We start from the raw sequence: 24,865 nt of genomic DNA on the forward strand, positions 1-24,865 counted from the left end.
CTAAGTCGATGAGTAATATGATGAAGCTCGATATAAACCTATTTAAAATCCATCACATACGTCGCAATTAAAGCTTCTTTATCATCAATCGTAATTCCCAGTCTTTTTCCAGATGGGCTCCAAGTCAGAGGATAGACAGGATGGGCGGCAGGATGCACTGCAGAATAATAGGGCGCCATCCAGCTTACCTTCCCCGAAGAGGTATCAAATACGTACACTCCGTTCATCCCGCTCTCATTCTCCGAATACACATCGAAGGCTATTCTGGCGGAATCCGGCGACCAGGACAAGTACGAGATCAGATTGCCTTTTCCGATAAGTGAACCTTGCAAACTTCCGGCAGCGTCATAGATCAGCAGTTTGCTGCTCTCGTCCCCTCCTGTGTTGGTCGCTGTCGCAACGGCAATGTACTCGCTGTCCGGAGAAATCGCAAAGTTCCATACATTTTCAATGAGATGTATCGGCTTCGACTGTCCGGGTTCAACGACCTTCAGCACCTGGTTCACATCGGTATAATAGATCCGGCCCTTACTCGCTCCGAATTGGTTGTAAAATTCAACATCCTCATCCTCAATGGCTATGGTGGTATAAGTGCCGTCCGTGGAAATGAGTCGAATATCGCCTTTGCCGCTCATGGAGCCTGCTGCGAGAACATAGGTGTCGGAATCCAGCCATCCCCCAATCTCCATGTAATTGTCACCCTTAACCGGGATGCTCTTGCCAGTACTCAAATCCTTCAGAAAATTGTCAGCCGTGTACTTATCCCTCCATTTCTGAATAAAGCTATATTTACCGTCTGGCGAGATCTCTTCTTTGACAAGCTGTTCGCCTGGATGCGACTCTTCATGCTTCGTGAGCTCACGCCGCTCACCTGTACTTACGTTCACTGCTTCTGTGGTATAAGCATATTGCGGTTCTTCCGTTTCGGTCGCTTCCTTGATCAGTTTGGTTGTTAGCACCTTGACCTCATTCTCCGACAGCCATGCCTCAATGTTGGACGAGGCGATCCGGTGCGTCTGATTCACGATCACTTCCCGACTGTATTGCCCACTCGCCCCTTCTACAACCGTGAGTTTGCGCTCCCCCGATGCCGTCTCTCCAGCATTCGATACAGGAGGCTGACCGGTTGCACTGTTGCCTGGCTCCACGATCGTCAACCGATCCTGGGACTGGCAGGCCGCAAGGGCTGCAGCCACAGCAATAACAGACAGCAACTTGACCCCATGCTTCCCAAATCTATGTTTCATAACAGGTTTCCTCCTATGCATATCCCCAAGGAGCTTCGGCAGCTGCAACTAATGTGTCATAACATGCCGCCTCTTTCCCTGTTGAACTCAGTATAGAATGCGAATATCTCGATACGATATCGAGCTTGTAACGAACTTGTAAACAAATAGATAAGCTTGAAAAAAGAAAGCCCAGACCTTATTCCAAGTCTGAACTTTCTTCTGTCGAAATAACCTCTGTCGATTGTGGCCGATTCATCGGCAGGACAATCACAAACGTAGAACCGCCGGGACCCGATTCCGCAAGCTGAACGGAACCATGCTGTTTCTCCGCCAGATTGCGTACCAGAGATAACCCTAAGCCAGTTCCTCCGTGAACCCTGGAGCGGTCGCTGCTCACCGTATAAAACGGATCGAAGATCCGTTCTCTGGCATCGTCCGGGATTCCGATTCCGGTATCACTTACCTTGATGATCATCCGATCATGGCCATGCTCATCCTGCTTCACTTCGTTCGTGAGCATGACAGTTCCTCCGGGCCGATTGTATTTAATTCCGTTATCCAACAGATTCAGAACCATGTGCATCAGATTCTCCGGATCGGCCCATACCTTACCATCCGTTAGGGAGGGCTGAATCGCAATGTTAGTTTGCTCTGCCTTAGCTTCCAGTCGGGCTGCCGCCTCTTGCAGAATCGGCAGAAGTTCTACGTGCTCCGCATGGGTTTCGAATTCGTAAATATCCATGAACGATAACTGAAGCGCCTTCTCCACCAATCGATATAGACGCTGTGCTTCCTTGCTGATCTGTCCCCTGGCTTCCTCAAGCAGGGCTGGATCATCGCGATACATTTCAAGCAAATCCGCATAGGCCAATATGGAAGTCAGCGGCGTTTTCAATTCATGGCTGATATTCCCGATAAACTGCTTCTGCTGCTGTTCCAGCTCCTGCAGCCGTTCGATGGCATCCAGCAGCTTCAGCTTCTCCTCCGTGAGCTGGCTCACCGAGGAGGAAATTCGCCCGCTCATCTCATATATGCCTTGCGCCAGCTCACCGAGCTCATCATTTCGCTTAACCGTCGGCTCACTAAGATAGACTCCTTCGCCAATCTTCTGCGCAGCCTGGTTCAATCTGCTGATGACATGAACCTGCCGCCAGACGTATAGAAAACCGATTAAGAAGCCCGCGGCCAATACGGCAAGACCCGTCACGATAAACAGGTTCTGGATCCGATCATAGAAAGCATGCTGCTCAGCTAGCGATGCGTGGAATTGAATCGTTCCGATCGGTTTATCCATATTCCGAAGCGGAGCGAGATAGAGCAGCTGGTCCCCCTCGGTAATGTAGGCGGAACGCCCTTGCGCTGTGTGTGCAAGGGCGTCTTGTACATCCATTTTCGGCTGAAACGGAAGGGAAGTCCCTGTGAATGTACCATCCAGCTTATACAGGGTCACCGGCATGCCGCTCTGGGTTCCAAGATCAACCGCTAGCCGTTGACCGACATTTTCCATAAAATCATCCGGCTGGGTTTGAGGATTCGTCAAAAATTCCTGATGAACCCTGAGATTGGCCGCTTCGGCTTCATGGGCGAAGGATTGCTCCAGGCGCACCCGCTGATCCTCCCGTATCCCAGCAAGAACCAATGTGCTAAGAACAACAACAACGGCGATCAACAGCAAGGCGAGAAGAAGTGCGACTTTCCACTTTAAGCCGAAACGGACCTTTCTTTTGCTCATGATGGAATCTCCGTGCTTTTATATCCAATGCCATATACGGTCTGAATCACTTCGTGCTGGTTTCCCAGCTTCTTACGCAATCTCTGGACGTGAATATCGACCGTACGCGTGCCGCCGGCAAAATCCATATCCCATACTTGTTCAAGCAAGGCCTCGCGCGAATATACCCGTTCCGGATTCCGAGCCAGGAGAGCCATAAGGTCAAACTCCTTCGGTGTGAGCTCAAGAGGTTTGCCTTCAGCATGAATGGTGCGATTCAACAGGTTAATGGTAAGCCCGGATATTCTGATGACATGCTGTTCCGGGGCTTGCTGCCCAACTGTCTCAGGGGTGCGGCTTCTTCGGGACAATGCCTTTACCCTGGCGATGATCTCCCGCATGTCAAAGGGCTTTGTCATATAATCATCCGCACCAAGCTCAAGTCCTAGCACCTTATCCACAATATCGTCCTTCACCGTCAAGAGCAGAATGGCAGGACGCTGCCGATCCTCGAGCTTGCGACAAACATCGTACCCGCTAAGCTTCGGCATCATAACATCGAGCACCATCACGTCAGGATCAAACGATTCCACACGCTCCAGCGCTTCCTGCCCATCCCCTGCCGTCTCCACCGTATGTCCTTCTCTTCGCAGCGCATAAGCGACTGCGCTTGAGATACTAATCTCATCATCCACTACAAGTACCTTGGTCATTGCAGATACGACTCCTTTACTGGCCGATTACAACATTTACTAGTGCAATGATGGTACCGTATCCGGCATCATAATTCAACCTGGATGGGCTGCAGTACACTTGAACAGAAAAAGAGAACCCAAGGCTCTCTTTGATTTACCCGCTTATTTTTCAAAAATATACATGGCACCATTCCTGGGTTGTACAAATCCCTTTCCTCGGTAACCTCTTTTGGACAATTCCTGAGTCAGCACTTTCATGAATGCACCGTGACTAACCACTAATACGTTGCGATTATCGTAACGTTCTTCAATCCAATCGATGATATGCCCAGCTCGCTCCAGTGTCTCGCTTCTCCGTTCAGCTTGTGAGCCGTGAGACAAATACCAAGCCAAACGCCCCATCAGCAACCACATATGGTAATGAAGCTTTAGATTTCCCAAAGGATGAATCGATTGGACCTCAATCTCTCTTAACCGATTCGTTGCGATGATAGGGCCTGTATATATCGTTTCTGCCGTCTGAATGGCTCGGGATAAATCACTGGATATACATACGTTCCACTCCGAAAAACCATAGTCCAGGTCCGATTGTTCAATTTCAGCGTTATTGTAAGCTTCCACCCAAGCATTAAACTGATTGGACGTCATCCATTTTCTATCGAGTTCATGTATAACTTTAAAATGTCTTACCAATCCAATTTTCATAGGGCTCCTTAGGTCGTTTATTCTCGACTAACCGTGCCAAAAGAAATCTTCATATTCGGCGCGTAAGTTAACCACGAATCGCTATCAAACACCTGAAACAGCTTAAGTTCGGCGGCATATTGGGCTTGTGCTTCTTCCACTGATAAACCTCTCTGTACCAACTGCTCCACTACCTTAATCGAATCCTCGAGTTCCTGCCCAATGCCTTCTTCCTTCAAGGACTGAAAAAGCCGATCTTTCTCTGCAGCGTCCATATTCTGGTCCAAAAAATTCACTTTGTCACTGACTCGGCACTCCACATTCCGTAATCCCAGCTGACTTAGGAATATCGGCAGCTTCATGCCGATGTTTCCGTCTTTTCCGCTATCTTTGGCGCTCTCTTCGTACAATTTCTGTAATATGCCTAGAGGGACAACTTCAGAATGCTGGATTTCATCAAAGCCATAATTTGCCGTATTAGCAATCCAATGGGGCTCAAAACAAATGACTCGGCCACCGTACAGTACACTATCGATCATTTTTTGAAGAATCATCCGAGGGTTTGCCATATGTAATAAAAATGCATGGCAGATCGCAACGTCATACTGACGATGCACAAACATGTCCTCAATATCTCCTTGAATGAATTCAGCGGAATAGGGCAGCTTATCAAACACCTCTCTTGCTTCCTTGATCAAATCTTCACCTTTGTCTATCCCTGTATAGGTTGACCCTTCGGGTAATAGCGGGAGAAGCTTCAGTCCAAGATACCCATATCCACAACCATAATCCAGGATGTTAACGGGGGCATTCAATTTCCAGACGTTCTTCACTAGAAACTCCAGGTAGTCATCGTTGTAATATAACCATCTGGTATTTCTCAAATATTCGATTTTAGAATCCCAGTAATATTCGGACATCATCTTTACTTCCTTCCAGCATCAAGCCTTGCCTTATGGATCACTTCACGAATGAAATCAGCCTTGCCGTTGGTATAGGCCACGCGGTCATGTTTATATTGACTCTCAAGAACTTTTTTTAAGGTACAATACTGATCCCTTGTATCCGGATGGTTCATTAAATACTCCCTGAATAAAATTTGGTCGTTCCACTGTTGGCCTTGATACTTATAAATATGAAGATGATGCGTCCCCGCCCGCCATTGCCCTCTTCTAAAGAACAGTCGTTCCGGAAACTCCGGTTTAAACACATATTCATACCCGATCCTGGCCAGATTCTCTATATATTGTTCATTTACTAGAGTTAAACTCAAAACACCAGCCATCATATCAATGGTCGGTTTCGATCCTAAACCCATCACAGACGTGCTCCCGATATGTTCGATATGGAAATCAAGTCCCTTCAGTGCTGACTCAATTTTAGCTTTTTCCCGTTCGAACTCGTCTTTCCAGTCCGGATTGTACGGTGTTACAATAACTTCTTCCATGCGAATATTCCTTTCGATACATGATAAACCAATACGAAGTCCTTATATATTCCGTCTCAGCTTAATTTCAAACTCCGGCTTCGTGATATATTCCATATAGACGACCTCTCGATTAAAATCCAGATACGCCTGAAACCGCGTACGAATGGCCGGGGGCTGTAATGTATTGGAGTACTTCATCCTTAGCGATCCAACGACTATCCGTCGTTTCTTCCGAAATCCTCAGCTCTCCACCCGTAGGTTTACACACAAAATCCATCATCACCTTCGTTGGAACCTCAGCAACTCCGCTGTGTCCCGATTTTCACAAGACAAGGCCCCTTAGATATCGTTATAATTTACAGTGCTTCCGGATTCAAAATCCTTGTCGATGATATGTAGCAGATGCGCCCCGATTTCCTCTGTAGATAGCAGCTGTCCAGACTCATGCGCATGGGCGAAGGCTTTGGCCATTTCAAATTCCTGCTCATTTTTCCCTCTGGCCATTCTTTGCATATCCGTGTCCACCATTCCAGGATTGACCGCAATGATCTCCACCGGGTTCTGCCGATTCCTTTGCTCGGTCCCAACACTCTGCGTAAACATATTGATCCCGGCCTTCGCTGTGCAGTATACGCTCATCGTAGGTGCTGGATATGTTCCGGAGCCAGAAGAGATGTTGATGATTTTCTTTCGAATGGAGAGCCCCTCCGTTTTCTTGATGAAGCTGGACGTTAAGATCATCGGCGCAATCAGACTGATTTGCACATTCATATGAATATCTATCGCATCGCATAGTTCAATGGCCTTCAGTGGTTCAAGCATGGACGCATTATTGATAAGGCAGATCATATCCGCATGATCGGCATCAATCTCGTCAAACACTCTATCCACAAGCTCCTCCAGACCCAACGTATCGCTCAGATTATATACATGGTGACTGTATTTTGGATAGCTGCTCAATCTCTCGGACGTTCCTCTCGCGACCCCATGCACGACATGGCCCTTCTCTAGAAGCATATGGGCCAACTGCTCGCCGATTCCTCTCGAGGTTCCCGTGATTATGAAATGACATCCACTCAATGTTTTAACCTCCGTTATTCTAAAAAGATAGCTTCATAATATATTCTTCCACTTCTTCACCACGAGCATGGGCATAGCCCTTATCTTCCCCCCAGATGATGAAGCCGTTTTTTCCCAGGATCCGGATCGAGGCGATATGATCTTTAACTGCGCGTGCATACAATGGACGGGTTTTGATATCTCTGATAAATAACGAAAGGGCTCTCGTCGCTATGCCTTTCCCCCAATATTCGCGCCCTATCCAGTAGCTAACTTCGGGCTGACCCATATGTTCGAAGAATAAAATCTGCCCGGCTACTTGTCCCTCATATAAAACGGTTTTCTTGATGATGGTCTCATCGCCTAAGATTTTGGCCCAGTGCGCATCAAAAGCTGCCTTATCCGAAGGATCTTTCGCTGTAAAAGCCGCCATGTAGTTTGCCTCAGGGTCCCGTTGATGCTCGAAAAATATATCAAGATCCTCTTCGAATACATCTCGCAAAAGCACATCGCTCATCACTAGTCACCCCAGTCGCCTATTGTTTTCTTCCATCGTCTATACCTAATGGATTTCACATGAGACATCCGTTATCCTGCAACCATCGCACAATTTCCTAACTGCATTGTTATGCGAACCCAAAAGTGGCAGGAATAAATTTCTTGAAATTATGAAGAATAGGGTCCAGAAGATTTCTCCAAACTTGTGGTTTGATCACCAAGCCGAGGAAGCAGCCCAGCATTATGTCTCTATTTTTAAAAATTCGCAGATCGAACGAATCACGCGTTACGGTGCAGAGAAGAATGACAATCATGAGTTTGCCGAAGGTGCGATCATGACTGTGGATTTCCTGCTGGAAGGCCAACATTTTGTTGCCTTAAATGGCGGTCCGCATTTCAAATTCAACGAAGCCATTTCATTTATTGTTCATTGCGAGGCACAAGAAGAACTGGACTATTATTGGGAGAAGCTGTCTGAGGACGGTGACGAGAGAGCACAAGTATGCGGTTGGTTGAAAGACAAGTTTGGCGTATCGTGGCAAATCGTCCCGGCTAATTTAAGCGAAATGATAACCGACCCCGATCCGGCAAAATCGAAATCAAAAATCGATATGCAGACGTTGCAACAAGCATACGAGGGGTAAGGAAGGCTGCCTTTAGGGTAGCCTTTCATAACCGTTGAAAGCTCTCTATCAGATCGAGACGGGACATTAGTGATTACATCATAACTCCAGTTCATGCGTGACTAGTTCATCATCCGCATTTTCCTTAAAACCTAAATTCTTATAAAATTCAGCTGCCTTGGGATTGTCCGTTTTCAAGACGAGTTTAGTATAATGGCTGCTCGCCATATGAATTACCGCTTCAACCAACTTTCTCCCGGCTCCATGACGCCGAAATTCCTTTAACACATACAATCTGCGGATCCTGCCGATGCTTCCGTCAGAATGCGGATCACGATTTAACCCGCAAATGCCAATGACTCTATGACCAACTCGACATTCAAACAAGGCTTCAGCTTCATGCTGAAACGTATTGATACCCTCTTTATATTCATTCACTAGCCTATGGATATTCCTGAATCCTTCTTCCTTGCTTTCAGTCAGGAGCTCGGTGATGTCTACTGCACCCAGGTCGGAAACTTCGTGAACGATCATGTTGTTCATGGTATGTCATTATCCCCTGTTTCCCTGCAATTTTTATTATTTGTGTAGAGTCTAGTATTTAAAAAAAGTATTCAGAATGCCAATCGCTCGTAATTGATAATCCTTGTTATCTTCCGTATATATTTGTTCGACTCCCATATAAATGGCAGCATGTTTTATATGCCCTGACTTAAACCGGATGTCCTTCCCGGATTTACTACATTTATTCTCTATCCCTGTGTTTACGCACGTAATTCCATATTCCTTCGACAACCATCTGTTGTAATCGGCCTCATTGGGGCAGGTAACTGCTAAAATGATGAGAACCAGTACCAATATTGCAACCATTCTTCTGATTACTTTGTTCATAACCCTTATCGTTTCTGCCCAATATACAATAAATGAGATGAGACCCCCAAAATGCTTGGGTTCTCCGCTTCCTGGTAGATCAGGTTCATGACTTCTTGGAATTCCTCTTCCCCACGGGACCGCCAATAATCGAACTGCTCTGCCTTGAAGGAGCCTGCTATACTTGACGAACCTATCAATTTAATCGTCTCGAAGCCATGCGATTCCATGAACGGCTTAACGTCCTCCAAGTTATAATAATACGCACCGGTAAATCTTCCTTCATCGTTATGATTGAATATACCGGTCCTAACAAATTCCTTAATGCTGCTGATATTATCATTCGGTTTCCATTGTTCCGGAAATGATAATGATGTCATCAGATGCCGAATTCGAGTCATGAATGCCACAAATACATAACCGCCTGCTCGGGTAACACGATTCAATTCTCGGACAGCCGTAGACCGATCTGATTCTGTCTGTAAATGGTATAACGGTCCCATCATAAGTGCACCGTCAAACAACTCATCTTGAAATAGGCTAAGATCGTTGGCATTGGCACGGTGAAACCCCTTGAACTGGCCTGTTAACTTGAATTCTTCGGCTTTAGCAGCCGCTATCTCGACTAATCTTGGCGTAAGGTCTGTTAAGGTCACATCGTAACCGTTCTTCGCTAATTCCATCGAATACTTCCCAGGTCCCGCACCGTTATCCAGCACATGACCTTTCTCAGGCAGCATACTCAAGATATGATGCAAATTGACGATAAATTCAATGGGCTCCCTATCCAAGCGCCCCCATTCATCGAAGGCATTATAATAATCTATCACTTTGTTCAACTGATTCACCCCTTCACTTACCTGATTAACCCTTACTCGTCACTTCAATCCATCTAACGATGACTTCTTTTAATTGTTCTTTCTTCTCCTCCAGATCGTTTAAATTATAAATCTTCACGATTGCCCGATCATTAGAGGCCCATTCCAATAGAGTATCCTCAGGCATGGCTCCCTTGATGTCATGAGTTTGAACTTTTGGCCCACAATGAAAAATGATGCGAAAGAAGCCTTTCCCTTGTAAATTCAATGTGATTCGGTCTTCGCCCTGAACGCAGAAGCTGGGTGCATTCCATTTGATCTGCTCGGTTATCTGATCATCGACGCTTAATATGAAGCTTCTTACTTCCTCAATTTCAGCCTTTAATGGATGCTCAAGATGGTGAAGATACTCCACGACTTGTTCGTGACCTGTTAATTTTGCCATCCATAACTCCTCCTCATATACTAAGGCAATTGAAAGGAACTCATTTTACCCAGGTGGAATTCATACATAATTTCCTTGCCGTCAAGATCGGCTGATAGAAACCCGATTCCGAAGGCATATGCCATCTGATATCGGTGAATCCCGCTTCTTCCAATAGTCCACTTAATTCCGTTCTCAATAAAGCTCTATAGGATGTGCTGTTGACTTGAGTATTCCATGACCCATCAAGCTCTTGCATAATAAATTGGTTGGTTATATAGTGATTGCCAGCTTCAGCCCAATCCCAGACTTGAAAAACGATACGTTCTCCTTCATCCATAACTCGGGGCAACGTGGAGCGCTGTCGATTCTGCAAAATCTCGTCATAGTCCCTCATCGATATAATCAGTAGCCCCTTGTCTCTAAGCTTCTCATAGAAGTTCCGGCAAGCCACGCTTAATTCTTGGTCGTCCAGTAGGTGGGGAACAGCATTGTCAGCAGACAAAACGACATCGAATTGTCCAGGAACATCCTTATCCAGCGTCCTGAAATCCGCGACTCCAAAACGAACATGTACCCCAAACTTGTCAGCTTCCCTCTTCGCTCGCTCAACCGAATTAGGGCTAATATCTGTTGCCGTTACAGTAAAATCATGCTGCGCTAATCCCAAAGCCTGTGTTCCTATCCCACATGATGCATCCAGGAGATCGATCGGATCCTCATGGCCCTCTGTATATAACGAACGAATAAACTTATCGAAGAAAGCCCCCTGCCATTGAACGGTTTCATGCCAATTCTTAAATATCAGGTGATATGTTTCCGATAGCTCATTGTAAAAATACAAGCTTGTGTCCTTCAACCTTATCCCCTCCTATGAACAATGCATGTTTTTATACGAGTATTGTTAATAATGTGGAACCAAATCTTAAACCGTCTTTGGGAGCAAGCAAGAGTCCAAAAAATATGGGGACTAACGCCTTTTCAATAAATTTGCCCATTATGCTGATAATCTCCTTGGATTTCAGAATCCTTAATCAAGCTTCGTCTGACTTAAGGCCCCTTACAAATATGTTCCACACGGTAGATGAACTCCCCTGCAAGTTCCAATTGTGAACAGGCGAATTCCATATCCCCATGACCTGCAATGGCGTAATCCACGTTGCCAAGTGTAGACATTAATATGCGGGCGGACAGTGCAAATCCAAAGGCATCCCGGTCTGCCACAATGTCGGGACGGCTTATCATAAACCGGAATGTTGGCTCCTGCTCCCCTTTAAATAAAGCCAGATTTGCCACAAATGAAGCCAGATCCCAGTAACGAGGCATCAAGGATACATCTTCAAAATCCATCCAGAGCCAGCCCCTTGGGCTCGGCATTAAATTGCGGGCATGAGCATCGCCATGGCTGGGAGCTAACAGTTGGGATTCTGCGCGCATCTGTTGATCTATTTCATAAAATTTGTGGATTAATCGCTGTATCCGATCATCTGGATGATCGGATAATCGCGTAACCGATTGATAGATCCTGTCCCACACACCCAGAATAGGGAGTTCTCCGGTATATTGCTCCATGGCAAGGGTTAATGTATTCACTATGTTGACCGCTTCACTCGGTGAAGGGAATGGGAGTGCTGTTTGAGGAATGTACTCCCAGAACGTCATCCAGTGCCCATCCAGCGCAAATGGTCCTTCTTGCGAGAAATGCACAGGCAGCAGCACTGGAACTCCCTCCTCGTGAAGATGAGAAGCTACGCGCAGCTCTTGTTCAAGTTTCTTGCCTATTTGGGGATCTTGTTCGGGGGTAAACGCAGCAACCCGGGCAACGATCGGATGAGGGGCCAAGTGAATGATGATATTTCCTCCGCAGCTTAAGATCTTTGGCATAACTTCAGTCAGGCCGAAATTCGCTGCAGCAGTTTGCAAGTGGGAACAAAGACTGTCCATGGCTGACAAGGCAGCACCTCCTTTAAACGGTAATAGCATCATCTTAAAGTTCTCATCGTCTACTTCATTCTAATACGTCTACGACAATGATTATTGGGGTAACAACCTTTTTCAATCCGTTCAACACCTTCAGGATTCTATTTCACTCTGCCAGTGAGTTCCAGAGCTCCTCATACTGAAAGCAAAACCCGGCCTAAGATATTTCCTATCTAAGTCGGGTCATGTGGTGTTTGAGTATTTTTTTCTAATGAGATTAAATCGTAACTCCCTCTTCCCGATACGGATTCAACAACGCCTCTCTCATCGCTTCATCCGTTTCAATCAAGGCACTGATCTGAATCGGGGTTTGTTCGACGAGCTTACCGTCCTTATATGTACAGCGATGATCATAGCAATTGGGATCATGCAAGATAAGTTCGAGCGAACCCGGTATATTGGCTGCAATTCCAACATTCGCATCGTCCGTTATCCATTTAACGGGTTTCCAATCCAATATGCCTTCAGCTGTCGTGATTGGAGTATGGTAGATGTAATCCTCAGGCACCTCTGCTAGATATAAATACATACCACCCGTAATAGAACCGTTGACGGACCAAGTCACTACGCCTTTAAAGGTTAGACTATAGTCTTGTAGATGTGTCTCTTCTTCCAGTTCACGTAACATCGAGTCTCGTGGGGTTTCGTTCGCCTCCAGCTTGCCTCCCACGCCATTCCAGCACCCCATCCAGGGCGGGGATTTACGATTCAACAATAAAACCTCATCACCGCGCCGAACAAAACAAATATTGTATTTAATCATTTGAAATGGATCCCCCTTCTGCATCGGTTGCTCTTATGTTAAGCTTCTGGTCTAATCTTCGATTGGCTTCTGTGCATCTTTATGTCAGTTTACTTTGACAAAACTCCATTTCTTGTTCGAGTAAGTTAACCAAACCTGGTACTCAGTGATTTCATCTCTAAATTCATATACCTTATCCAAATCCAAGTAATGCCCTACGGCAGTAACAGGTACGCTTATACTCGCTTTGCTTTTAACGATTTTCGAGAAATCGATGAATAAGCCTTCCTTAGTCGATTCCAGAAGCATGGCGGCTATGTCATCTGGAAGGTCTTCCATTTTCCGACGTGTTAATCTATGTAATTTGGACACGATGACCCTAGACAACAGAGTCTTATAATCCTCAAGGTCAGATACATACAGCTTATTGAACCATCCATCATCATGCGCGTAGTAAGCAAACCTAGCTTTCGGTATTTCATGTAAGGGCTCGGCAAAATGAGCGAAGGTTAATAATTCCGCAATTTGGAGTTTGGTTAATTTGACCAGATCTTCTTCCCTATCAAAATCAACCCAGCAAAAATCTCCATAATCGTATACGCTATCTTCCACTAATCGATCAAGTTCTTGAGATGTCACATAATCTAATCTGGAATGGATACTCCACTGGGCATCTTCGAACTTGTGTTTAAGGAGAATCAAATTCTCCGGTCGGTTACTTACACATGACATAAATTCATAAAATTCAATGCCATAGGAATAAAAGTACAGGTTATGTTGTTCCTTCCCATTCACATAGATCAAATCTCTAAGATTTTGTTTAGACATGATGACCTCTCTCTAATGCTATCAATGTATAGTCTCTCCAAGCAACTACTCCCTCGAGTACAAGAGCGCACCACCAGACCCAAGAATAACGAAATGTTGACCAGACGGGGAAAAACCGCATTTTATTTTCCCATCCAGCCGGTTCAAATCGATTATCGCGGCATGTTTGAGATATTCATAGTTAGGGACAAACACCCGATCCAAGACTACGGAAGCCCTTGGCCACCAGGGGTAAATGACTTCCAGCATCCAGCCATCGTTCGTAATATGAATCCCGTCTCCAGACTCAAATCCAAAAATAGAAATGTCCTGTCCGTCCTGCGGAATACGAAAACTCAAGTAGTTATCGCTAATATGATCATCCGTTACATTAGGATCCTGGTCTCTGTGCAGTCGGTTCCCGGACCTGGCCTGTGTAATGCTGTAACCGGAGCTGCTGATCAGAACAAGGTTCTCATCGGCATCCCATCCGCACGCAATGCACCCCGCAGCTGGTATGATAACCTCGTGACGCCAAGGATGGGGTGGTTTCGTAGGTTCTTTGGCTTGTGCCTGGTGCAGCAAATCGATCTCAAACTTCGTTCTGATTTCTTTTTTTGAATGTTTAAAAGGGGTCATATCATACTCCCACATTGATCTGAATTAAGGCGAATACGCTCATTCCTTCTCTGCTGGTTAGCAAGACTATCCTCGCTAATTAAAAACAATATCACGGTTTAGGATGATGATTCATCTCCTGTAGTCTTATGTTAAGCTCATCCAGTGATCGCTGCATGTGCTCCATCCTTCTCAGAGCAGAATACTGATTGCTAATAATCCCGGCCAAGCCGACTATCATAACGATAATAATCAAACCGATCATGTAGAATGCATCCTTTCCGTTCTTAGATTGATCTCTAATAATATTTGTTATCGGGTAACATCGATGGTACGTCCCCGGTTTATCTAATAAAGAAAATAAAAAATCATCCCGATCGCATTGTCTTGCTATGCGAAGGCGGATCATCACTACCCAACTCCTTGCGATGAAGAATAGGATCCATATTACTTTGATCGATGTTCAATGTTCCATCAGCTTGTTTTGCCTCATGATTAAATACCAAATACCCTCCAATGATTTCATTGCCTGACTCCAGTATATATCCCACAATCTGATTGTAAGTCATTGTTTTTTCTTGCAGAATATACCCTGTTTCGATAACCTCTTTATCCAAAAATGGTTTCAGGTCCACATGACCCAATTCTTTAATATCTTTCACATGCGACTTAAAGGATTGTAAAGTATGAGCAGCGTATTTTGTTTCGGACGCAAATCTATCAATGCTCCATCCGTAATCCTCCAAGTAATTAATATGCTGTTCTTTATGGATTTCTATGACGACCCCATCATCCTCTTTATTACAACCAACAAGGATAACTAACATTAGAATGAAAAATAATTTTAATTTCAATTCTCCAGTCCTTTCTTGCATCCGGATTATATATCCGAATGAGAAGCCTTTAATTCCTTCTACACAAAACGGCTACGAGTATCCCATATGTTCGGGTCCAATTTTACCGCTGGCGTAAAAGTTGTCGTCAATGCGTACCGCCCACCGGATTCCGCAGATTGATAGGCACCGAACAGAATCTCGTGCACATGTAGCTGCTGTTTCGCAGACTGGACGGGCTGTTCACCCGTACGAAGGCAGCGAACAAAATGGGCAATAACACTCTCATCACGTTGTTCCGCAATTTGACGATACGGCACATAACAGCTCTCATTCCCCCGCCAATTGACTGGCTCCGCATCTGGAACAGCGTCTCCCAACGTGTGAACAACCAAAGGATATCCACCGTCATTCATAGCTATAGTGCCTTTTCGTCCGTAGATCAGCGTATTATTCTGCTTGAAGGACATTCCCCATAACGAGCGAATAACGGCATGCTGCCCACCTGCAAATTGAAGGATGAGGGTGGCATTATCATCCACATCGCTGTTCACCTTCTTACCATCGCCAACGATGCGATTGGGAATTAGCGTGTTGACTTCAGCCATCACACTTGTAGCGGGGCCTAACAAACCGATCAGGCGGCTAACAGGATAAGCCAGGCAATCCAGTACCGCACCTCCATGCGCTACGGATTTATCATAATACCAGTTATCGCGCCATGGGCCGGGAAGGGAGAGTTGTGCTTCCGCGCCTGTGATTTTTCCAATGTAACGCTCATCAATAAAATCGGCAGCAGCTAGAAAGACGGGGTTCAAGTCAAAAGGCAGGCTCATGAAAATCAGCCCCTTCCCCTCTGCGAGCGTAACCATACGCTTACAGTCTTCAAATGTGCTCGCCATCGGTTTCTCGTTCAGAACAGGCAATCCCTGTTCCAGCGCAGCCAGCACGGGCTCAGCATGCATGGAATGAGGAGTCGTAACCACTACACCATCCAAATCTTCTCGTTCCAGCATGAGTCGATAATCATCATACCACCCAGGAATTCCATATGCCGCTGCCTTCTTCTTCGCATTCTCCAAAAGTCTGGAGTATGTTGCTACAATCTGCACACCTTCAAGCATTGCCGCCTGTTCAAAATAACGATTGCTGACATGACCGCTACCGATCATGCCAAGCTTAATCTTTTTCATGGAAATATAACCCCAAACACTCGTAAAATGTTTCATTAAACATGGTCTGATCTTCACTATAATTCTCTGTATATTTGTTCAGCATCCGAACCCCTACCGCATTGAATTCAGGAATAACTACGCAATGACACCCGGCGGCTCCGGAAGCATAAAACCATTTTTCTTGAAAATACCATCCAAAAATCCGGTGCTGATCTTGAGTTTCAGCTCTTAATTGGTTAATCAAACGAAATACTTCATTAGATAGGAGTTGTTGGTCATGAACGGCTCCCTGAAGTAGATGCAGGTATCCCCACATCGCCAAATCTTTGGCGCTCGCGTACAAATTCCGGTCGTGGCCTTCATCGGACTCTATTCGAATGGATGCATACCCATCCGCAGCCTGAAAATCACATACTAAATTGGAGTATGGAACAGACACCCACTCCGAATGGTTCAGCTCCAGTGGTTTAAATACGCGTTCTGTTATTAATTGAGAGATCGTCTTGCCTGTTATCGTTTTTATTAGTTTTCCCGCGACTTCCTCGCGTTCGATTCGCTGGGGACCAAAGTATTTGGCATTGGTTTTGGTTGCTAAATCGCGGATGGTCACTCCTTTTAAATCGCTGGTTGGCATATCTTTCACAATATCAGAGACAACCGTATCGATGGAGATGTTCCCTTCTGTAACCGCAATGGCCGTTGCCATGCCAACGTATGACTTTCTGATTGAATATAGATTAAACATTGAATCCCGGGTTACCGGCAATGCACCACTCTTAAAATGATGCTGTCCAGAATACCATTCCCTTATGGCATGACCATCTTGAATGATGAACAAAGCGGAGGCAGAAGCACCATACTTTTCCTGAGAGGCTTGAGTATATGAAACTAGTTGCTGGAACGGATCGCTCATAAAAAGTCCCTTCTAACGACATAACCCGTCCTTTAGATCTTGCTCTTCTTAGGTCGGGTCAAACGTCGTCTTATTATTTTATTTCGTAGCATAAATCGATAGCCACTGAGGAAGCGCTGCAAGCGGGTTCAGTTGCCAGTTGCGGAAATCTTCCAACTCTTGATCTGACAAACGGCTAGCCTCGTCTTTGGATTCATCCACCCAGAATCTGCCGTCCACTGCGAACATTTCTTCCATATGTTTTACGTTCAAACCGGATGACATCATGGCGTTCAATATATCTTGAATACGCCACTTATACGTCGGTATTTCTCCAAAAGGTCCCGTAGAATCATATGGATTCACCACTTGGATCTTCTCTGTAGAGCTGGTTCCAAATGGACGCATAAACGGATGAATGTCAAACATCATGTACGTCCCTTCTAGTTTAAGAATTCGATGGATCTGGGTATACATCGAATTCAAATCATGAATCCATACATGGACCCCATTCGAGGTGTAGACGAAATCATATTCATCACTCTTGATGCAGCTCAGCTTCATGGTATCGTCACAGATGAACTCAATATTCCATCCGTATTTCTCTGCTATAACCGAACTATTCTCCAGCTGTCGTTCCGAAATGTCACACGAAGTAACCTTAGCCCCCATGAGATGAAAAGCAAACACAGCATGACTGTCTCCGCTTGAAGGAACACATATCCTTTTGCCCCCCAGGTCTGGGAAAGCCTTCATGATCATGGAGAACGCTGTAGGATGAAATGCGGATTCCGGTTGTTTAATGATGTTGGCTATGACCTCTTCGGTCCGATATCCTACATACCACGAGTCTGACCATTCATCCCAAGATCTTTTAATGATATCCTCTTGTTCTTTCATCTTGCAACCTCCTTGCCTGCCAAACACAAGCGTTCATAATTAAACGTATATCGGCTATTATGCTACAACCAAGCCTGACAGGATATGGAGAATTTATATGTAATTGAACTCTACCGACGAATTTAGGAAACGAGTAAACTAATGAATGCAAGATAGATGTCACTACAAGGCTCCGATCGCCAACAGCCTGCTCTGAATCACTCTATTTTGCTCTCGTTTCCCGTCCATTTATGCAGCACAAGCGCTGCACTGAAGATGATGAAAATGGCTAGAATCCTTCCATATGCTAAGGCTGCCGCTCGCGTTCCATCGCCTCAAGCGCCTCGAGTTTTTGCCTATACTGACGTATTAGATCTGGATCGGGCCCATCACGGTGCTTTTCGATGAACGCCTGAAGTGCCAAGCGGTATTCTGAAATGAATGTCGGATTGGTGGGGCTTGTTGCAAGCTGGGCTTCGGCTTTTGCAACTGGTTTCAGGTCTTTATTGAGTACCCATTTCTTCCCATAATCTGACTTGTCGCTCATGATGAGGATATTACCCTCGAAACCTGGAACATATTTGGCAACGAAAACTTCACCCTTGGGCGGAATAAGAATGACATTGCGCAGTGGATAGATGCTGGCAGACATGGTAGTAAAATTCGTCACCACATCTTCCCCCTCGGAGGTTTTAAGGACTGCTTCGTACTCCCAAACATATTGATCATTGTACAGGGAGTTTGTTTCCTCTGCATAAACAACGACTGCAGTACCTTCCGTGCCAACGGCGTTAAGAAATAAGGCATTTAGGTGATGCGTGAAGAAGATGTTGAACATTGCTGCCAGAAAGCCTAAAATCGGCAAGATAAAAAACCACTTTCCGTGGTTACGCCATATCGATAGGAGGATACCCATGGCAAAGCTGAGGAATAAGATTATCAAAAATGACCAGATCGGGTGATGCGTGAGGAAATACAAGACGGCCGAGATCATATACATATATATCACTCACTTCCTCTCATGACGCTCCTTATATCTGGAACCTTTTGACCACGACCTCGTCCTTGAAATGATTGGGTAGAAAGCGAATCTCCACCGGTTGCCCTACCCCTCTATTTCTCTATAAATGCTCAGTGCCTTCTTCATCTTCTCTGTGTACTCCATGGAGTGGCTCGAATTTAATAGCTTAACATCCTGACGCCCGCTGGAGCTGAGCAGATCCTTGTCACTTAATACCTGAATGAGCCTGTTCACGGTTCCTTTACTGCCATCTATAATGCGAATGTGATCCGGCAGCAGATCCGTTAAGATTCTTTTGTAAAAAGGATAGTGGGTACAGCCCAAGACGATGGTTCCATACTCATTCATATCGAAGGATTCGAATTGCTTGGTAAAGTAAGCATTCATGACCTTTTGATCGAAATTCAAAGCCTCACAGTGCTCTACCAACTCCGGCAGAGGCAGGGAGTCCACGATATGCATGCTATCGACTCGTCGAACCAAATCCCTGTACTTCGATTCCTTTAAGGTCAGCGGCGTAGCAAGCACCAAGATTCGCTTCCCGCTGGAACGATTGATTTCGACGGCCGGCTTTACGGCCGGCTCCATCCCGATGACTGGGACCGGATAAGCCTTCCTTAGATCGGAAATCGCCATACTTGTAGCCGTGTTGCATGCAACGACGATGGCTTTGACTTCTTCCTTCATGATCGTTTCCATCGCATGATGGATGTAAGATTTCACGTCTTCCTTGTCTTTGGTACCATATGGCACATGTAGGGTGTCCGCATAAAACAAAAAGTCTTCATGCGGCAGCTCCTTCATAGCCGCCGATAACACCGTTAAACCGCCTAAACCTGAATCAAAAAAAGCTATTCTCATGTTTTTCACCTATCGTTGTATGTTTTTCTGTCAGCATCCTTACGTAAATATCCTTATACATTATACTCCACTACTACAATCTTCGCAGGGCCATCTGTACGATTGGGATCGTAAGTGGATCAGGTTCAAAATACAGAACGACCCAGCCTTATTGTAATCTCAGAGGCCGGGTCGCGTGCGTCGTTTCTATGCAATTCTGAGAAAAACATGTAACTTCCTTCGCAAACATTAAGAAATGCGTGTTTTACTCAAAACATTTCAACAGTGCCAAGGCCTCTTCATGATCGGGTTCCAGAACAAGCGCCTCACGCGTGTATTCCAAAGCCTCCTCGTCAAGACCAAGCTCATAGCAGCAGATCGCCAAGCAATATAAAACCGTTGACACCGGCTCATCTTCATCCGTCTCCACGGATTCCTTCAGGAAGAACCTCGCATCCTCGTACATATCCATCTCGAACAGCACCAGCCCCGCGTCCAATGCCAGATCATAACGCTGCTCCATCACATAGTACGATGACCACATCTTATATATGCCTGTTCGGATATCCAGTATTTCTTCGTCATTTGCATCCGGCAGCAGATTCGATATGCGTTTCGCGCTTTGAATGAAGAACTCGGCGTCATACCCGCCCAATCGCCAAAAAGACAAAATTTGCTGCATGCCCATGCTCTCAATATTCCGGTCGATCCATTCCTTCATACTGAAGAATTCATCCGGTCCGAAGCGTTCGATAAATTGGCGGTAAGCGATCCGAGTATTGGCATAACTCGTGGGTGCTTCCAGCATGAGGATACAGCCGATGTTAATATTTTTATAATGCTGCGTGGGGAAAATCGCCTCTGCGCCCCTTTGCTCAAACACATACTGAAACGCATGATAATTTGCTGTTAGAGAGAAGCTGCCATGGAAAATTAATTGCGGCGGTTCGGCGAACTTCCAATTATCGAGATGATGATCTCCTTTATCCGCTGTGAGAAGCATGAAACCCGACGTTGATAACTGATTCAGACGCTCCATGCAGGTCAAACCCACCTCTGGAAACAGGATATGCGAATCCTCCAGTTCTTGCTGGTAGTGGGCAATCACATCGCGGTACCGGTAGGTGTCCTCCTCGTATCTGGGTTCACGGCGATGCTCGTATGCCAGTTTCATTCGTTCCAGCACTTCAGCTGGCTTGAGCTTGTTGTGCTGCTCCGGAAATTCGATGACAACATCACTCTCGTAAATCTTGCCTTCCCCCACATAGATCAGTTCTTGCGGAATGCCGTCAAAAAAGTAGTTAGCGACAACCAGCAGCGGCTGCTTCAGATCTCCCGGACGTATCGTTGTCTTCGATACCACCAGGTTCAATTCCGTGTCATGCACGGCATCGAACCTCGCGAAGTCCAGCAGTCCCTGTTCAATATAGGATTGCATGGCAGGATGTTGATTCCATGCTGTAACATTTTTAATCGGCAGATCGGTCATGACATAGCGGAAAGGGGGCAGTGCTATACCCGCAAAATCTCTCAGCTCGCACAGCTTGTGCAGCACATGATAACCGAGGCGCCCAGCTCCGGCTCCCAATTCAAGAATTGTTACAGTTTCGGTGAGATCAGCTTGATCGGCGCGGTCCCGAAGGAATCCGAATATAATTTCGGCGTAAGCTGTAGCAATCATAGGGTTGCTCGTAATATACTGTGGAACCTGATCATTATTCCAGGCTTTCATCCCCAGTTCTTCGTAATAATTCCGCTGTAGTTCCCAAATGGGTGCTTCACTGTAACGGAAGCGTTGTTGAATATTGTCCGTCATTCTATATAACCCTGCTCTCTGTATCATTAAAGTACACTCTGATGATGTGCATGCTCATATGCACCGGTCGACCAAGAACGTCTATTGAATCGTACCATATAACTTGGTTCTACCCAAACCTTCTAATGATAAAATCCTGTGTATAGGCTTGAGCTTGATGGCAAATATGCCATTCTTAGGCGTATAGGCACCTTTCCTTCCACACCCTAATATAGTGTAGGAGAACAGAAGGGCGGGATGTGCATGGGTACGAGCATGGAACGAGAACAATGGGCCATTTTCTTGGCAGCGATCTGCGGACAGACCTATACACAATTCACCAATACGGACGGCTCATTTGTCCTTCCGCTAAATTATTCGCTTTATGACACCATTGAGGCGAACTCCTTAATCAGCGTGTCCGAGCGCTTTGGGTTTATTCTAGAGTCACCGGATGAAATTATTATCGCCTTTCGGGGCACCAGTTCCACGACAAACTGGATCTCAGATGCCATCGCCTCCCAAAAAAACTTCAAATATATTAAGGACTCTTCTCTCACACACCGCGGTTTCACTAACATATACGCCTCTGCTCGCGGCCAGATTATGTCGGCACTTAACCAACTTCCTACCCACAAGACACTGTTCATTACCGGCCACAGCCTTGGAGGAGCGCTCGCAACCTTATGCGCAGTCGATGTGGCCGCCAACACGGACCACCAATCCCCTTATGTGTTTACCTATGGGTCCCCTCGTGTGGGAGATCCCGATTTTGCCAAGGTCTTTGCCAAATATGTTCGAAGCAGCTGCCGCATTGCTAACCTGTTTGACGTCGTAACGCACGCCCCGCCTCATATCTACAAGATGCCAAAACGAGAGAAGAAATTCTATTACAGCCATGTGCATACCCAATGGCCCTTGACCTTCCAGAATGGGTCGGTGAGCGGAAACCACGTGATCGGAAGTTATTATACGGAGCTTGCCAAGCTCCAGCCGCAATTTGCCGAACGCTTAAGTTCGACGAATCCCGAGTTCTGTCCGGTTGTAGAATCACCTTTGGAGAAGGTGTAAGCCTATTTTTCGGATCATAAAAGAAAGCGGATTTCCCTGAGAAAGGAATCCGCTCTTTTATTTCTGATCTAACCAAGAATAGATTACACATGAGTACCGGTTAACATCGGGAACAAAACCTTCATTTCAGCTTCATTCGGTCTTCTGCCATAATCAGCAATTTCGAAAGGCTCTGCATATTGTACGCTGGCTGCATGGTCTTGGCCATATTGCTTCGCAAGTGAAGGCAGCATTTCGTTCGAGACGCTCAGGAACCGATCCCAATACTTCAGAATAAAGTCCCGCTTCTCTTCCCAGGTATTCGGTACCGCATCCAAGAAACCGCCCTGCCAAGGTGCAAACTCATAGAATTGGGAAGCGTGGGCATCACAGGCCAGCAATTTCTTCTCGATGACGCTTCCTGCATCGAAGACAATATCCGATTGATACGTCGCCCGTGCTGCATAATCCGGCATCAGCAGAAATATCGGCGATTTCTTCAATGACGGCACTTCAGGGACGGCATTAGGTACGTTCGCAACAAAATCTGCCGCATCCCGCACTACCTTCCCGACATTGCGGTTATCCACATGACCGGGACCGTCCGGATGGAACGTAATGACGATATCAGCCTCCCAGCCACGAATTTGACGGATCACTTCCTTGCGTACTTCGGGCGTTGGCATCAATTCGCCATCGGGAATAGGTAGAACGACGTATTCCAGTACCCCAAGACATTTTGCTGCCTCTTGCGCTTCTTGAATCCGACGTTCGACCAGCTGCTGCCCGCTCATTTCATGATGACCACAGCATCCATCGGTTAACGTTACGAACTTCACCCGATGCCCCATCTCCGCGTAAGCTGCCGAGATCGCGCCAGCATAGATTTCAGGTTCATCCGGATGCGCTGCAATGACAATCACATTGAGAATTTTAGACATCTGCTGCTTCCTCCTTGTAGTTTCTTGAATATACGATCGATATGATATACCGATTACTTCGTCCGTTTCATCAATGGATGATCTTCCTTCAACTCCAGCAAATCCCACAGGTTCCCGTATAAATCCTTGAATACCGCCACCATGCCGTAATCCGCTTCTTTGGGCTCTCTTACAAACTCAATTCCCCGCGATACCATTTCACGGTAATCTCTCCAGAAATCATCCGTGTTTAAGAATAGGAACACCCTGCCGCCCGACTGGTTGCCTATAAATGGCTCTTGCTCCGGCTTGGACGCCTTGGCAAGCAATATTGTCGTGCCAGCCGATCCGGGAGGTGCTACGACCACCCAACGTTTATCTTGTTCAGGCTGGTATGTATCTTCAATCAAGGTGAAATTCAGCTTTTCGGTATAAAATGCGATAGCCTCATCATAGTCCTTCACGACTAAGGCGATATGGACAATGGATTGGATCATGTTCTCTCCCCCTCCGATATGATTGTTCAATTCTTGTACGATCCTCATGAAGTTCCCGTCCGGGAGCTGTACATCTCCCATAAGGACCGAATCCGAAAGGTACACTCAGAAGCCTCGTATACCACCATTCTACCGCTTTTTCCATATGGTTAACATGAATAAAAACGGAAGCTATCTTTTTCTGAATTAACGGGTCAATTAGGTTGAAGCTGCTCAACCGAGTTAGCGGACTGAATTAATTCTTGCTTATCTAACTTAGGCTGGCCTTCATTAAGAAAATATACAAATCTATACGTTAAGCCGTTATTTCTCCACCACAATGATTGATCATCATCATCTTCTTCATAATATCCTTGAATGCCATGATCCAGAGCGTGGCTTACTTTCCCTCTCGCAATGGATTGTTCACTGTATATCTGGTCAGTCTCATCATAAGTAATGATTAAATTATAAAGCTGCTGTTTATTAGTATTCCTATGGTGATATACCACTTCCTGAAATTTCCCTTGCTTGGTTTCATACGATTCCAAAGAAGCGGTTTCTTCTGTTACATCAATTGGGATGTATGTTGGAATCTCCGGGGTAAATTCCAGTTTGGATTCAATAAGCTCAACCGGCTGCTCAGTTAAATACATATAATTTGTAGTTGAACCTTCAGAGTTGGTCTTACATGATGTAATAACAATCAACACAAAAAAGATTAGAACGCGTTTTGCTACTTTCATGAGCCCCTCCAGATTGAGATTGGCATTAACGATTCATTAAACCGGCTCCTA

General features: G+C 45.7%; 29 protein-coding genes and 1 pseudogene. 2 read left to right on the forward strand and 28 right to left on the reverse strand.

The features are described 5' to 3' along the window. Window positions 1-38: 38 nt before the first annotated feature. From NYE54_RS23435 to NYE54_RS23475, 9 genes and pseudogenes are all read right to left on the reverse strand, one after another. Window positions 39-1,247, reverse strand: a complete 1,209-nt coding sequence (locus NYE54_RS23435) for a WD40 repeat domain-containing protein (RefSeq protein WP_339266556.1) — start codon at window positions 1,245-1,247, stop codon at window positions 39-41. Window positions 1,248-1,425: 178 nt separating this feature from the next. Continuing rightward, on the reverse strand, window positions 1,426-2,961 hold the full coding sequence (locus tag NYE54_RS23440; RefSeq protein WP_339266558.1) for a HAMP domain-containing sensor histidine kinase: 1,536 nt from the start codon (window positions 2,959-2,961) through the stop codon (window positions 1,426-1,428). Then, window positions 2,958-3,653, reverse strand: coding sequence for a response regulator transcription factor (locus tag NYE54_RS23445; RefSeq protein ID WP_076325210.1), 696 nt, complete (start codon window positions 3,651-3,653; stop codon window positions 2,958-2,960). The genes NYE54_RS23440 and NYE54_RS23445 overlap by 4 nt, the downstream gene beginning before the upstream one ends. A 144-nt stretch (window positions 3,654-3,797) precedes the next feature. Beyond that, window positions 3,798-4,340, reverse strand: coding sequence for a histidine phosphatase family protein (locus tag NYE54_RS23450; protein ID WP_339266559.1), 543 nt, complete (start codon window positions 4,338-4,340; stop codon window positions 3,798-3,800). A 17-nt stretch (window positions 4,341-4,357) separates the two neighbouring features. Beyond that, window positions 4,358-5,239: a class I SAM-dependent methyltransferase gene (locus tag NYE54_RS23455; protein WP_339273627.1), complete on the reverse strand. Its 882-nt coding sequence runs from the start codon at window positions 5,237-5,239 to the stop codon at window positions 4,358-4,360. 5 nt (window positions 5,240-5,244) lie between these two features. After that, a complete protein-coding gene (locus tag NYE54_RS23460) occupies window positions 5,245-5,766 on the reverse strand; it encodes a GrpB family protein (protein WP_339266561.1) in 522 nt (173 codons plus the stop codon). Window positions 5,767-5,808: 42 nt separating this feature from the next. Beyond that, window positions 5,809-6,064 (reverse strand): annotated as a pseudogene (locus NYE54_RS23465) (ADP-ribose pyrophosphatase); the annotation flags it as partial. A gap of 23 nt (window positions 6,065-6,087) precedes the next feature. Continuing rightward, on the reverse strand, window positions 6,088-6,828 hold the full coding sequence (locus NYE54_RS23470) for an SDR family NAD(P)-dependent oxidoreductase (protein WP_339266563.1): 741 nt from the start codon (window positions 6,826-6,828) through the stop codon (window positions 6,088-6,090). Window positions 6,829-6,847: 19 nt separating this feature from the next. Beyond that, window positions 6,848-7,324, reverse strand: coding sequence for a GNAT family N-acetyltransferase (locus tag NYE54_RS23475; RefSeq protein ID WP_339266565.1), 477 nt, complete (start codon window positions 7,322-7,324; stop codon window positions 6,848-6,850). 151 nt (window positions 7,325-7,475) lie between these two features. On the opposite strand from NYE54_RS23475, the gene NYE54_RS23480 reads away from it, so the two are divergent. Further along, complete coding sequence (locus NYE54_RS23480; RefSeq protein ID WP_339266567.1) at window positions 7,476-7,949, forward strand: VOC family protein; 474 nt, start codon at window positions 7,476-7,478, stop codon at window positions 7,947-7,949. 78 nt (window positions 7,950-8,027) lie between these two features. Here NYE54_RS23480 and NYE54_RS23485 read toward each other — a convergent pair whose 3' ends face one another. The 16 genes from NYE54_RS23485 to NYE54_RS23560 form a co-directional block, all read right to left on the reverse strand. Further along, entirely contained in the window at window positions 8,028-8,471 is a 444-nt protein-coding gene (locus NYE54_RS23485) for a GNAT family N-acetyltransferase (RefSeq protein WP_339266568.1), read from the reverse strand. 353 nt (window positions 8,472-8,824) lie between these two features. Continuing rightward, window positions 8,825-9,637 (reverse strand): class I SAM-dependent methyltransferase, encoded by an 813-nt coding sequence (locus tag NYE54_RS23490; protein WP_215155446.1) that lies wholly within the window; start codon window positions 9,635-9,637, stop codon window positions 8,825-8,827. A gap of 25 nt (window positions 9,638-9,662) precedes the next feature. Next, the gene (locus NYE54_RS23495) at window positions 9,663-10,061 is read right to left on the reverse strand and encodes a DUF1801 domain-containing protein (RefSeq protein WP_076325220.1); all 399 of its coding nucleotides are present in this window, start codon (window positions 10,059-10,061) and stop codon (window positions 9,663-9,665) included. A gap of 40 nt (window positions 10,062-10,101) precedes the next feature. Next, on the reverse strand, window positions 10,102-10,899 hold the full coding sequence (locus tag NYE54_RS23500; RefSeq protein WP_339266571.1) for a class I SAM-dependent methyltransferase: 798 nt from the start codon (window positions 10,897-10,899) through the stop codon (window positions 10,102-10,104). Between the two features lie 191 nt (window positions 10,900-11,090). Beyond that, window positions 11,091-11,984, reverse strand: a complete 894-nt coding sequence (locus NYE54_RS23505; RefSeq protein WP_339273629.1) for a phosphotransferase — start codon at window positions 11,982-11,984, stop codon at window positions 11,091-11,093. A 253-nt stretch (window positions 11,985-12,237) separates the two neighbouring features. Next, window positions 12,238-12,783 (reverse strand): 8-oxo-dGTP diphosphatase, encoded by a 546-nt coding sequence (locus tag NYE54_RS23510; RefSeq protein WP_339266572.1) that lies wholly within the window; start codon window positions 12,781-12,783, stop codon window positions 12,238-12,240. A gap of 84 nt (window positions 12,784-12,867) precedes the next feature. Further along, window positions 12,868-13,590, reverse strand: coding sequence for a hypothetical protein (locus NYE54_RS23515; protein WP_339266574.1), 723 nt, complete (start codon window positions 13,588-13,590; stop codon window positions 12,868-12,870). Between the two features lie 45 nt (window positions 13,591-13,635). Continuing rightward, window positions 13,636-14,208 carry a hypothetical protein gene (locus tag NYE54_RS23520; RefSeq protein WP_339266575.1) on the reverse strand — a complete coding sequence of 191 codons (573 nt, stop codon included), beginning with the start codon at window positions 14,206-14,208 and terminating at the stop codon, window positions 13,636-13,638. Between the two features lie 91 nt (window positions 14,209-14,299). Further along, entirely contained in the window at window positions 14,300-14,452 is a 153-nt protein-coding gene (locus NYE54_RS23525; RefSeq protein ID WP_339266577.1) for a hypothetical protein, read from the reverse strand. A gap of 103 nt (window positions 14,453-14,555) precedes the next feature. Further along, window positions 14,556-15,041 carry a DUF4830 domain-containing protein gene (locus NYE54_RS23530; RefSeq protein WP_339266579.1) on the reverse strand — a complete coding sequence of 162 codons (486 nt, stop codon included), beginning with the start codon at window positions 15,039-15,041 and terminating at the stop codon, window positions 14,556-14,558. A 59-nt stretch (window positions 15,042-15,100) separates the two neighbouring features. Continuing rightward, window positions 15,101-16,213 (reverse strand): Gfo/Idh/MocA family oxidoreductase, encoded by a 1,113-nt coding sequence (locus NYE54_RS23535; RefSeq protein WP_339266581.1) that lies wholly within the window; start codon window positions 16,211-16,213, stop codon window positions 15,101-15,103. Beyond that, the gene (locus NYE54_RS23540; protein WP_339266583.1) at window positions 16,200-17,108 is read right to left on the reverse strand and encodes a serine hydrolase domain-containing protein; all 909 of its coding nucleotides are present in this window, start codon (window positions 17,106-17,108) and stop codon (window positions 16,200-16,202) included. The genes NYE54_RS23535 and NYE54_RS23540 overlap by 14 nt, the downstream gene beginning before the upstream one ends. A gap of 78 nt (window positions 17,109-17,186) precedes the next feature. Further along, window positions 17,187-17,987: a class I SAM-dependent methyltransferase gene (locus tag NYE54_RS23545; protein ID WP_339266584.1), complete on the reverse strand. Its 801-nt coding sequence runs from the start codon at window positions 17,985-17,987 to the stop codon at window positions 17,187-17,189. A gap of 286 nt (window positions 17,988-18,273) precedes the next feature. Continuing rightward, window positions 18,274-18,966, reverse strand: a complete 693-nt coding sequence (locus NYE54_RS23550; RefSeq protein WP_339266586.1) for an AtpZ/AtpI family protein — start codon at window positions 18,964-18,966, stop codon at window positions 18,274-18,276. A gap of 105 nt (window positions 18,967-19,071) precedes the next feature. After that, the gene (murI, locus tag NYE54_RS23555) at window positions 19,072-19,848 is read right to left on the reverse strand and encodes a glutamate racemase (RefSeq protein ID WP_339266588.1); all 777 of its coding nucleotides are present in this window, start codon (window positions 19,846-19,848) and stop codon (window positions 19,072-19,074) included. Between the two features lie 244 nt (window positions 19,849-20,092). Continuing rightward, on the reverse strand, window positions 20,093-21,643 hold the full coding sequence (locus NYE54_RS23560; RefSeq protein WP_339266589.1) for a tetratricopeptide repeat protein: 1,551 nt from the start codon (window positions 21,641-21,643) through the stop codon (window positions 20,093-20,095). A gap of 243 nt (window positions 21,644-21,886) precedes the next feature. Here NYE54_RS23560 and NYE54_RS23565 point away from each other — a divergent pair, with 243 nt between their 5' ends. Then, complete coding sequence (locus NYE54_RS23565; RefSeq protein WP_339266591.1) at window positions 21,887-22,693, forward strand: lipase family protein; 807 nt, start codon at window positions 21,887-21,889, stop codon at window positions 22,691-22,693. Between the two features lie 83 nt (window positions 22,694-22,776). Here the strand turns inward: NYE54_RS23565 and NYE54_RS23570 are convergent, their stop codons facing one another. From NYE54_RS23570 to NYE54_RS23580, 3 genes are all read right to left on the reverse strand, one after another. Beyond that, on the reverse strand, window positions 22,777-23,613 hold the full coding sequence (locus NYE54_RS23570; RefSeq protein WP_076325230.1) for a PIG-L deacetylase family protein: 837 nt from the start codon (window positions 23,611-23,613) through the stop codon (window positions 22,777-22,779). Between the two features lie 53 nt (window positions 23,614-23,666). Further along, entirely contained in the window at window positions 23,667-24,089 is a 423-nt protein-coding gene (locus tag NYE54_RS23575; protein ID WP_339266592.1) for a VOC family protein, read from the reverse strand. 194 nt (window positions 24,090-24,283) lie between these two features. Continuing rightward, window positions 24,284-24,814: a hypothetical protein gene (locus NYE54_RS23580; RefSeq protein WP_339266594.1), complete on the reverse strand. Its 531-nt coding sequence runs from the start codon at window positions 24,812-24,814 to the stop codon at window positions 24,284-24,286. Window positions 24,815-24,865 lie beyond the last annotated feature (51 nt).

Source organism: Paenibacillus sp. FSL K6-1330 (assembly GCF_037976825.1).
GTDB lineage: Bacteria > Bacillota > Bacilli > Paenibacillales > Paenibacillaceae > Paenibacillus_AQ.